General features: G+C 48.6%; 6 protein-coding genes. 5 read left to right on the top strand and 1 reads right to left on the bottom strand.

The genetic code is table 11. From position 1 onward, the window contains the following. Positions 1-154: 154 nt before the first annotated feature. Positions 155-766, top strand: a complete 612-nt coding sequence (locus CBE68_RS18465) for a fumarylacetoacetate hydrolase family protein (protein ID WP_087507705.1) — start codon at positions 155-157, stop codon at positions 764-766. On the opposite strand, the gene CBE68_RS18470 is transcribed toward CBE68_RS18465, so the two are convergent. Then, entirely contained in the window at positions 763-3,471 is a 2,709-nt protein-coding gene (locus CBE68_RS18470; protein WP_087507699.1) for a M1 family metallopeptidase, read from the bottom strand. The genes CBE68_RS18465 and CBE68_RS18470 overlap by 4 nt on opposite strands. Before the next feature lie 299 nt (positions 3,472-3,770). On the opposite strand from CBE68_RS18470, the gene CBE68_RS18480 reads away from it, so the two are divergent. The 4 genes from CBE68_RS18480 (at position 3,771) to CBE68_RS18495 (ending at position 11,212) form a co-directional block, all read left to right on the top strand. Continuing rightward, positions 3,771-5,621: a cellulase family glycosylhydrolase gene (locus tag CBE68_RS18480; RefSeq protein ID WP_087507701.1), complete on the top strand. Its 1,851-nt coding sequence runs from the start codon at positions 3,771-3,773 to the stop codon at positions 5,619-5,621. A 302-nt stretch (positions 5,622-5,923) separates the two neighbouring features. Next, positions 5,924-7,027 carry an efflux RND transporter periplasmic adaptor subunit gene (locus CBE68_RS18485; protein ID WP_087507702.1) on the top strand — a complete coding sequence of 368 codons (1,104 nt, stop codon included), beginning with the start codon at positions 5,924-5,926 and terminating at the stop codon, positions 7,025-7,027. Between the two features lie 16 nt (positions 7,028-7,043). Beyond that, a complete protein-coding gene (locus CBE68_RS18490) occupies positions 7,044-8,144 on the top strand; it encodes an efflux RND transporter periplasmic adaptor subunit (RefSeq protein ID WP_087507703.1) in 1,101 nt (366 codons plus the stop codon). Beyond that, positions 8,141-11,212, top strand: coding sequence for an efflux RND transporter permease subunit (locus CBE68_RS18495; protein ID WP_087507704.1), 3,072 nt, complete (start codon positions 8,141-8,143; stop codon positions 11,210-11,212). Before CBE68_RS18490 ends, CBE68_RS18495 begins: the two co-directional genes overlap by 4 nt. Positions 11,213-11,352: the final 140 nt, after the last annotated feature.

Below are 11,352 nucleotides of genomic sequence, written 5' to 3' on the forward strand. Positions count from 1 at the left end.
GCTTCAGTTAAAGTGCTGTGGCAAGGATGGCTCAAATTACAAGCCATCCTTGAAGGGTACGAGCTAGCCAAGTCTCTTGAACTCTAAGATGTGATCAAGAGACAGGCGTTAAGCTGGCTTTTTTTGGTGCTTTCACTGGCGGATGAGCAACAGCATGAAACACGTTTTAGTCGATGATGAGCCAATCAAACCAAGCAAGATCGTTTGTATTGGTCGCAACTATGTCGAGCACATCGAGGAGCTTGGCAATGAGGTGCCCGAACAAATGGTGGTGTTCAATAAACCAAATTGTTCGTTAAGCGACAGCTTGATAGCAACTCATGACGAGCCGCTTCACTATGAGGCTGAATTATGTCTAATGGTTCGTGATGGCCAATACGCAGCGGCTGGCGTTGGTTTGGACCTAACCAAACGGGCCTTGCAGAGCCAATTGAAATCGAAAGGTTTGCCTTGGGAACGAGCTAAGGCATTTGACGGTGCCGCAATACTTAGTTCATTTATCAGTATTGATGACAACTTGGATAGCTTGTGGTTCGAATTGTGGGTTGATGGCACTCTTAGGCAGCAGGCTGATCAGCAAATGATGATTTATCCACCAGCAGTCATTCTGGCTGAATTACAGCAGTTTACGACGCTGCTCGATGGTGATGTAGTGATGACCGGCACGCCCAAAGGGGTCGGCCAGATTGAATCAGGCCAAACCTTTTTGGTCAAGCTGTTTGCCGGTGACAAATTACTGCTAAATCACAGCTGGGTGGCGGTTTAGCGGCTCAATGCTGCGGCGAATTCTTCGGCTTTGTTGGCACGCAATGCAATGCACTGATCGATGATTTCCACTGTTTCTGCAATTTTTCTTGGGGCACCGGCGATCTTGCTTTGATTGGCAGTGAAAAATGATTGCATATCGTCTCGTTGCTCTGGACTGCAAAATGGTGATGCTGAACTGACGATACGAGCAACGCTAAAGGAGCTGTAGCGCTTGAGCATGGCGTCTAAATTATCTTTTAGCCAGTGCCACGTAAAATCTCGCAATACCGGGTTTTGGATAAATTCAGCCAGTAGCCGCTGCGCTTCGTTGGAGCGTACTTCAGCTGCCAACAGTAGCTCTTCAACCAGCAGTTGCCCCAGTATGCGGTCTTCAATATTGGCCAAGGCAGTAAACACTTGCTGGCGTAGTAGGGCATTGCTGGATTCAAGCCCGAGTTCTTTCAACTCCCAGATATAGGTTTCGTCACCATCTTGTACTGCCACAATCATGGCAATACCAACCAGATTTGGATCAAGCGCAGTTAGGTCGTAAGGACGACTGCCCAGGTAATCATTCAAACGTCGTTTAAGCTGTTCGCGAATCGCCTGGTTTCGGGCAGTAACGGCAAGCGCTTGGATCACGTTTTGACGAAGCAATGATGTGGCATTGGCGTGCTCGATATCCGCTTGGCTATCGGCGTTAAATCCCAACTTGTCGAAATGTGGTTGATAATAGTTGCTCACCAGTTCGGTGAATGGAGTTGGCGATTGATCGGCGAGAAGTCGGTGTTGGAGGCGTTGCAGTTGCTGCAACGGCATGGCAGCAACATCCCAATACTCAGAGGCGCTGAGCACTTGATATCCAGCAAGCAGTAGCTCTGAAGATACTGCGCCTTGCAAATAGCTGGCAAACAGGTTGTCGCCTAAACTAATTAACTCCGGCGCAGATAGTTGCTCGGCTTGTGTCAATAGACTTCGCCAGCCGTCATCTGTTAATTGCCAACGATAGTAACCGGCTGCTTCGGCATTAGGCATGAGCCAGTCTTCACAGCGCCAATCTCGGCGAAATTTAGCGTTTTCTAGCATCAAGCACTGTTTGCCATCCTGAGAACGAACGCAAACTGGTACCTGCCAGGTTTGTGATTTACTGGGTTTTACTCCCAATGGCACGTATCTGGTTTGTTGCAACAGTAATTTATCAATGGATGTCTCGCACTGCTGCTCAATGGAAACAGTGGGAACGCCAGATTGATAGAGAAAGGTTTTGAACCCAGGAATGATTTCTGGCAAGCCAGAACCATCTGCTAGCGATTGCAAAAAGTCATTGATATCGGCAGTGCCCCACGCATGACGTTTCATGTGCAATCGAACGCCATCGCGAAAACGATGTTCGCCGACATAGCTTTCAAACATCTGAAGTACGCCACCGCCCTTGCGATAAGTAATCGCATCAAACGCATTCATTATGTCGTCGTTGGCGACAATCGGGTTGCGAATTTGACGCGCTGACGCACGAGCATCAACAGCCATTGCGCCATGTGCTCGCATTGTCAATGTCCGGTCGAATTGTAAATCGGGGCGCCATTGATGCGCTGCTTTGTAGGCAATCCAAGTAGCGAAAGCCTCATTGAGCCAAATATCATCCCACCATTTCGGCGTGACCAGATTGCCAAACCACTGATGGCCAAGCTCATGGGCATGAACGACACCGTAGGCTCGCAATTGCGATACTGGAGCATGTTGATCAAGCAGTAATAGGGTTTCGCGGTAAACAATAGCACCAGCGTTTTCCATGGCGCCAAAAGCAAAATCTGGGGCCGCAATAAGGTCGAGTTTTTGGTACGGATAAGGCTGATCAAAGTATGATTCTAAAGCCTCTAAGATTGCTTGGGTGTTGTCCAAAGCAAAGAATAATTGCTCGCCTTTGCCTTTGGCGGCAATGCCGCGCAATGGGATTGGTCTCGAACGCAAATCATTCGCTGGTATTGCTGGCCATTCAATGACATCAAATTCACCCACCGCAAAAGCGAGTAAATAGGTTGGTAACGGCTTGGTCGTGGCAAACGTATGTTTCACCAAGCCGTTTGACAGTTGCTCCGCTCTGAGCTCTGGAGTGTTACTAATGACGGTGTTTTTGGCCTCTGAAGTGACGCTAATATCAAAGGGCGTTTTGAACAGTGGTTCATCAAACGAAGGAATCGCCATCCTCGCAGATATGGCCTCCATTTGACTGAAAACATAATGACTGCCAGCTTCCTCGACTTGATAGATGGCGTCCAGCGATGTGCTGTAATCTGCTTGGTAGTCAATTGCCAGAGTTGCATCGCCGGACACAGCCTGTGGCAAGGTGATTCTTACCACACCGCTGTCATCAACTTGCTGATACGTCGCTTGCAACGTCTGCTCCTCGCTCAGTAACTGCGAACTGCTGACGCGCAATCCTTTGCCGTGAAGAAAGAATGTGTCGGTGGTTTGGTTGAAGGTTAGATCGATTTCAACCGAACCATTGAAACTAGTGTCTTGTGGAATCAAGGTGAGATCGATGCGGTAGTGTTGCGGCACGACCATGGTGCCCAGTTTACCCTTAGGTACAGCCACTTTGTTGTTGTCAGACCACACTGAGCGACCATCAGCGCTGGTGCCTGAGAAGTCAATGTTGACGACGAAAAGAGTGACGACGATGACGACTGCAACGGCTGCAATGGCGGCAATGATTTTATTCATTGGCTGGACTCTGTGACTGGCGGCTAGTAACAACTTGATTCTACTTGACAACCGCAGTGGCTCATATGGCTGCAGTCACAGCATTTTAACAATCACTGATGACTTAGCGGTTGTGCACTGGAGCGAAAAGTCATTTTCGCAACTCAGCTCAAATTATTTTGATTGTTTCGACATTCTCGTATCAAAGCAAAATGTAACCGGTTACAGTTGTGGCGTGTTGCCTGACATTTGCTGTTGCAGTGAATGCGATGCTTAAGCGCGTCAGGCGGTAAACTTAGAAACCCAACTATGGAATTAAAATGAACAAGTTAATTCAGTTGAGCTGCAGTGTTGCGATGTTGGCGTTGAGTGCGCTGACACCTGCGCAGGCAGAATTCGACCACTTCATTACCGTTGATGGCACGAAGCTAATGGACGGTGATCAGGAGTTCCGTTTTCTATCATTCAATGTCCCGACATTAAACTACATTGAAGATGAGATGGACTTTGATCAGCCAAACCCATATGGCCTGCCATCAGAATTCGAACTGCACGATTTATACAAAACCGTCAATGAACTGGGTGGCCGAGTTATTCGCTCATACACCATTCCCGTTCGCAATGTGAATTTCCCCAAGGACTCGGTCACCTATGTTGAGGCACCGGGTGTGTTTAACGAAGCCGCATTCAAAAAGATGGATTTGGCGTTAGCGCTCGCTGAGCAATATGGCATTCGGGTGGTTGTACCGTTGCTGAACAATTGGCAGTGGATGGGAGGTCGTCCAAACTACGCCGACTTTCGTGGTAAAACCAAGGATGAGTTTTGGACTGATCGCCAGCTGATTGAAGATTTTAAAAAGACCATTCATTACGTTCTCAATCGCACCAACACCATCACCGGAGTGAAGTACAAAGACGACAAAACCATTATGGCCTGGGAAACCGGCAATGAGCTGGAAAACCCGCCTGAGTGGGCCATTGAAATTGCCCGCTACATTAAAAGTCTGGATTCAAACCATTTGTTGATCGATGGCTACAATGCCATCCACTTGGAAGACTACAGCAATTGGATTAAGCAATATTCCATCGATGAGCCAGCCATCGATATGATCAACACGCATCATTATGAAGTCAGCCCGACGGAAATGGTTGCTAACATCAAGAAAACTGTGGCAATGGTCGGCGGCAAAAAGCCGGTATTCCTGGGTGAGTTTGGCTTTATTAGTACCACCGGTATTGAGAAAGTTCTGGACTACGTGATCAGCGAACCAGCTATCCCTGGCACCTTTATTTGGAGTTTACGTCGTCATCATCCGCGAGGTGGCTTTTATCATCATTCGGAGCCGGTTGGCTATGGCTTGTACCGCGCTTATCATTGGCCGGGTTTTACCGATGGTGAGATCTATGATGAGCGCAACTTGCTGAAGATGTATCGACGCAAAGCATTTGAGATTCAGGGCAAGCCAGTGCCACCAATCAGTCCGGCTGAACCGCCAGTGCTATTGCCATTTAGCGATGCGCCAACATTCAGTTGGCAAGGCTCGATGGGAGCTGCAGGCTACAACATCGAGCGCGCCGATTCGGCAACAGGACCATGGCAGCAAATTCAATACAACATCGAAGATATCGATACCCCAGGCTTTGATTTGTATAGCGATACTTCCGCAGAAGTTGGGCGTCAATACTACTACCGAGTCAAAACAATTAATTCCGAAGGGCTGGTTTCTGCGCCTTCCAATGTCGTTGGCCCAGTGACGATCAATTATTTGACCCTGGTTGACAAAGCTCGCAATGTCGCCATGCTCGATGAATCTAAAGGCGTAACTATCGAAACATGGAATTATCGGAGTTACAAAGAAGCATTTAGCCGTTTGCATGGCGACGAAGGGGCGGTTCTCAGATATTACTCGCCCGGAGAAGAGCTGTTGGATTTGCGGATTTACGCCTACGAGAAAGGTCAGCAACCCATGCTGGAATTTTTCGCTTCTGATGATGGCGTGAGTTTCGAGCCGATTGAGGTCAAAACGGAGCAATATGCCTCGCCAGAGACGAATTATGACTACTTAGTGCCTCGACTTTACCAAACTGGTCGACTCAAGGGGACACGTTACGTCAAGATGACATTCAAAGGCACCGCTGATGTCGTTCGTGCCGAGTTAGATTATCGCTAGATCATCTTGACGATAGCGCTGGCTCAGTCACCAGCGAGTATTGCAGTCATGTTAGGCCCCGGTTAACCGGGGCTTTGTTTTTTTGCGTTGGTGTTGATGGCTTATTTCCAGTTGCTAAATTGTGTTCAGTTTCTGGTCGTTCAAGCCTTTAGGCCTTGCAACTGCTTGGCTGATGAATTTATTGTTGCCGCCTTACATAAAAAATATTTTTGTTATAACGTCTAGATACTTAGCAGATCGTTGAGTTTCCACTATCTTTCTTAAGTTAACGGAATTTATTACTAAAAAGGCAGGCTATAAATATGACGCAATTTCGCAAGATCTGGACAGGTCTAGTGACAGGTGCGACTGTGGCTTTAACATCCCATCTTCCATTGGCTCATGCCGATACTGATGAGGTGAATGTTGAAGCTGAGGTGATACGTCCAGTCAAGATAATGCGCCTTGGCGCTCCTGGTGAGCGAAGCATTCGAACATTTCAGGGCCAGGCTGAGTCGAGCAACAGAACAACGCTCGCATTTCGGGTCCCCGGACAGCTATTCGAGATGCCAGCAATTGCTGGCCAAGAGGTCAAAAAGGGTGACTTGCTGGCACGCCTTGATCCGATTGAGTATGAGCTGACCCGCGATAAAGCACTTGCGCAGTACGAACTTGCTAAAGTTCAGTTTGCACGAACTGAACGACTGGTGAAAGACCAGTTGGTGAGTCAACGCATGCACGATGAAAATCGCGCTCAACTATCTCGCACTCAGGCAATTTATGAGCAGGCTGAGGCCAATGTTGGCTACACCTATTTACGTGCTCCTTTTGATGGCGTGGTGTCTCGCACTGCGGTTGAAAACTGGGATTATGTTCAGGCCAAAGCCGCGATCATCAGTGTCCAATCTGAGGGCATGATTGACGTTAATTTCCAAATCCCCCAACACATTGTGACTCGTCTAACTCGCGATTTTCTGATTAATTTGCAAGCCCAAGTACAGTTTGTTGCCCAGCCTAGTTATCGCTTTAACGCCGTCGTTAAAGAAGTGGAAACCGAAGCCGATCCACAAACCTTGAGTTACAAGGTGACGCTGACACTGCCAACCCCACAAGAGTTTAATGTCACCACCGGCATGACCGCTCAGGTCAACATTGATTTAGCACCACTCGATCCGCTCCAAGTGAAGTATTACGTGGTGCCTGAAGCGGCACTGTTGACGTTGGAAGACGGCTCATCACAAGTGTGGCGAATCGCGGCCGATACCATGACTGCAGAAGCCGTTAAGGTGGATGTGCTGGGCAAGGCTCGTCATGGGGTAAAAGTGTCCGGTAACTTGTCTGCCGGTGATCAGGTTGCCACAACCGGTGTGAGTAATATTTCTGAAAATATGGTGGTTCGCGAGTGGATTCGCGAACGCGGCATTTAGCGCGGAGGCTAATCACATGAAGCCAACTAAGAATTACCGTATGGCGGTTGCGATTGGGCTTTGCTCGGCCTTTGCGTTAACTGCTTGTAGTAAACCCGCGGCGCCGGTGAAGCCGCCTGCGTCCATTGAGGTGGCAAAAATATCTGATGATATTTTCGGCACCATGCGAGATTTTCCAGCTGTAGTTCAAGCCAGTGACCAAAGTGATTTAGCGTTTCGAGTCTCGGGCGAACTGATTGAACTGCCTGCAATAGGAGGGCAGCGGGTGGCCAAGGGCGACCTGCTTGCTAAGGTTGACCCCGCTGACTTTATCCGTGCTGTTGACGATGCGACAGCAACCTTTGATTTGGCCAAGCTTAATTTCGAGCGGGCCGCTTCATTGCTTAAAAGTGGCTCAATCTCTGCCTCAGAACACGATACGTTGAAGGCGGAGTACCAAATCGCCGAAGCGGAACTCAATATCGCCAAGACTCGTCTGGGCTTTACTGAGTTGCGCGCGCCGAAGGAAGGCGTGATTGGTTCGGTTGCAGTTGATAATTTTGAGAACGTTCAAGTTGGCGAGCCGATTGTGGTCATCAACAGCATTGAAACCATCGATATTGTGGTTGATGTGGCTGAGCATTTATTGGCGGTGGCCAGCCCTCGCTCTGCGCAAAATGATGTCCAACACAAGGTAACCATTGAAGGTATTGATGGTGAGTTTTACGCCTCCCGCTACGAAGTTGAATCGGAAAAGGATGAGGTCAGTAAAACTTACAAAGCAACCTTGCGGATGCCAAGACCTGAGAAAGTCGCCATTTTACCGGGCATGAGTGCCGTGGTTAGTGTCGATATGAACAAGATTTCTCGGGACGCATTTTCCGGGCTGGTGTTACCTAGCTCAGCAGTCCAATTTGAGCCGGCAATGAGCTTAAACGGCGAAAATTCCTTTGTTTGGAAGCTTTCAGAGGAAGGAGATTCCGTTGTGAAGCAAGCTGTTGAAGTTCAGCAACTATCTGAATTTGGCGTCGAAATAAAATCTGGCGTGGCGCCGGGCGATGTCATTGTTGTTTATGGCCAAGGGTTATTTGAAGGTGCGCCGATCCATGTGGTGAAAACCAGGGAGATTAACGGATGAGCATTGCTGAGTACTTTGTAAAAAATAGAATTATCAGCTGGTTAGTGACACTCATTTTGGGCCTAGGCGGAGCCGCTGCATTTACTGGTTTGGGCCAGTTAGAAGACCCCGAGTACACCATTAAAGATGCGGTGGTCATCACTTCCTACCCAGGAGCGTCGCCACAGCAAGTTGAAGAGGAAGTCACCTATAAGTTGGAATTGGCGATCACTCAGCTGTCATATATTGATGAGATTAAGTCAATTTCGACCGCCGGCTTATCGCAAATTACGGTGACCATGCAGAATAAGTACGACAAGCATGATTTGCCTCAGATTTGGGATGAGCTCCGACGCAAAGTTGGCGATGTCGCTGCGCAATTGCCGCCGGGTGCCTCCACCCCGCTGGTCAATGACGATTTCGGTGATGTATTCGGGGTGTTGTTGGCCTTCACTGGTAAAGGCTATTCCTACAAGGAACTGAACGATTACGTTGACTTTGTTAAACGTGAACTTGAGGTGATTCCAGGCGTTGGCAAAATTAACTTAGCGGGCGTGTTGTCGGAACAAGTGTTCATTGAAATTTCCTACAAGAAGCTTTCGGCTTTGGGGATTTCTCCTGACACCATATATGGATTGCTGAATCAGCAAAACGCAGTGGCTCCAGCTGGTGCGTTCCGTCATGACGATGAGTACATTCGAATATACTCCACTGGTGAGTTTATGGATGTCTCCGAATTGGAGAATCTCATCATCGCAGGCGCAGGTTCTGACAAATTAGTCTATTTGCGAGATGTCGCTGATGTTTATCGCGGCTATGAAGAAGTCCCCTCCAACTTATATAACTTCAACAACCAACAAGCCATCACCATGGGCATTTCATTTGCCTCTGGGGTCAATGTCGTTGATGTCGGTAAGTTGGTTAAAGATCGCATGGCAGAGTTGGAATACACCAAGCCGCTGGGTATGGAAATTGTCCATATCTACGATCAACCTGGTTCGGTTGAAGTGTCGGTGCAAGGCTTTATTCTCAACTTGGTCGCGGCGGTCGTTATTGTGGTCGTGGTCCTGTTGTTCTTCATGGGTGTTAAGAGCGGCTTGTTGATTGGCTTAATTTTGGCTCTGACCTGTATTGGTAGCTTTATCTTCATGGCCCAAATGGGCATTGATTTGCAGCGAATTTCCTTAGGGGCACTCATTATTGCGCTGGGGATGTTGGTGGATAATGCCATTGTGGTGGTCGAAGGGATTTTGATTGGCATGCAACGTGGCATGTCGAAAGTCAAAGCGGCTGCCGCGATTGTCAAACAAACCATGTGGCCGCTGCTTGGTGCCACCGTGATCGCTATCGTCGCCTTTGCGCCGATTGGGCTGTCAGAAGACTCGACCGGTGAGTTTGCCGGCAGCTTGTTCTGGGTACTGCTGATTTCGCTGATGATGTCTTGGTTTACCGCCATTTCCATCACGCCGTTCTTTGCCGACTTGTTCTTTAAAGAAGAAAAGCATGATCCGGATGCTGAATTGGAAGATCCGTACAAAGGCATCGTATTCGTTGGCTACAAGAAGCTGCTCGATACAGCAATGCGCTTTAAATGGGCGACTATTGGTATCTGTATCGCTCTGCTGGTGGTCTCGCTGTATGGCTTCACTAAAGTGCGCCAAGCATTCTTCCCGCCGGCAACAACTCCGATCTTTTTGGCTGATGTTTGGTTACCTCAAGGCAGTGATATTCGCTACACCAGTGAGGTTGTCGATGAGATGGAAAAATGGGTACTGCAGCAAGAAGAAGTGAAGCAGGTAACCACTACCATCGGCGCTGGTGCCCAACGCTTTATGCTGACCTATGAGCCAGAGAAAACCTACCCGGCTTACGCTCAATTACTGGTCAATGTGAATGAGCCTGAGCAAATGCATCCGATGATGCAGCGGTTGCGTGATACCTTTGCTGAAGACTTCCCACAAGCGCAAATTAAGCTGCGCAACCTCGAAATTGGACCGTCGCCTTCAGGTAAGATTGAGGCTCGTTTCTCGGGTGCTGACCCTGATGTGTTGCGAGAACTGTCCGAGCAAGCCAAGCAGATCCTGCGTGATGATCCGGTGGCGACCAATATTCGAGACGACTGGCGTGAACGTTCGAAGCTGATTCGTCCGGTCTATGATGAATCATTAGGGCGCCGAGCAGGTATTAGTCGTGCTGACTTGGATAGCACCTTAGAAATGGCTTATTCGGGTTCTGCGGTTGGCTTGTATCGTGATGGTACCGACTTGCTACCAATTGTCGTTCGCTTGCCAGAAGAAGAACGCGCCGACAGCTCATCTTACGATGGTTTACAGGTGTGGAGCCCAGTTCAAAATCAGTACATTCCGATTAAGCAGGTGGCGCCAAATTATGACTTGGCTTGGGAAGATGCAGTGATCCAACGTTTGGATCGAAAACGCACCTTAACGGTCATTGCTGATCACGATGTGTTGGGAGTTGAGACCGCAGCGCAAGTGTTTGAACGTGTTCGCCCGCAGATTGAAGCCATTCCATTGCCGAAAGGTTACACTTTAGAATGGGGCGGTGAATACGAGGCGTCGAATGATGCGTCGGTGGCGGTATTTGGTTCGTTGCCGGGTGGTTTGCTGATCATGTTCTTGATCACCATCTTCCTGTTTAACTCGGTCAAGCAACCGCTGGTTATTTGGTGCTGTGTACCAATGGCTGTCGTGGGTATCACTTTTGGCCTGTTGCTGCTCGATGCTGCTTTTGGCTTTATGGCGTTACTCGGAGCTTTGAGTTTGATCGGTATGCTGTTGAAGAACGGTATTGTGCTGTTGGATCAAATCAACCTTGAGATCAAAGAAGGCAAGGAGCCGTATCAGGCGGTGTTTGATTCTGGCGTCAGTCGTGTCCGGCCAGTATCGATGGCGGCTATCACTACTATTTTGGGAATGATTCCATTGTTGGGTGATGCGTTCTTTGTCGATATGGCGGTAACCATTATGTTCGGGTTGGGCTTTGCCACGGTTCTGACGTTAGTCGTAGTGCCAGTCTTATACGTGGTCTTCCATGGCTTCAAGTATCGTCCGCTTGACAGCATGAAATAACGCCAGCGTTAACGTCTAAAAGCCACCCATCAGGGCTGTCTCTTGATCACATCTTAGAGTTCAAGAGACTTGGCTAGCTCGTACCCTTCAAGGATGGCTTGTAATTTGAGCCATCCTTGCCACAGCACTTTAACTGAAGC

The organism is Neiella marina (assembly GCF_002165625.1).
Classification (GTDB): Bacteria; Pseudomonadota; Gammaproteobacteria; order Enterobacterales; family Neiellaceae; genus Neiella; species Neiella marina.

What these genes read in the sequence shown, in the direction of transcription:
- CBE68_RS18485 (WP_087507702.1), top strand. Translation starts at nt 5,924, where the DNA reads ATGACGCAATTTCGCAAGATCTGGACAGGTCTAGTGACAGGTGCGACT.
- CBE68_RS18470 (WP_087507699.1), bottom strand. Translation starts at nt 3,471, where the DNA reads ATGAATAAAATCATTGCCGCCATTGCAGCCGTTGCAGTCGTCATCGTC.
- CBE68_RS18465 (WP_087507705.1), top strand. Translation starts at nt 155, where the DNA reads ATGAAACACGTTTTAGTCGATGATGAGCCAATCAAACCAAGCAAGATC.
- CBE68_RS18490 (WP_087507703.1), top strand. Translation starts at nt 7,044, where the DNA reads ATGAAGCCAACTAAGAATTACCGTATGGCGGTTGCGATTGGGCTTTGC.
- CBE68_RS18495 (WP_087507704.1), top strand. Translation starts at nt 8,141, where the DNA reads ATGAGCATTGCTGAGTACTTTGTAAAAAATAGAATTATCAGCTGGTTA.
- CBE68_RS18480 (WP_087507701.1), top strand. Translation starts at nt 3,771, where the DNA reads ATGAACAAGTTAATTCAGTTGAGCTGCAGTGTTGCGATGTTGGCGTTG.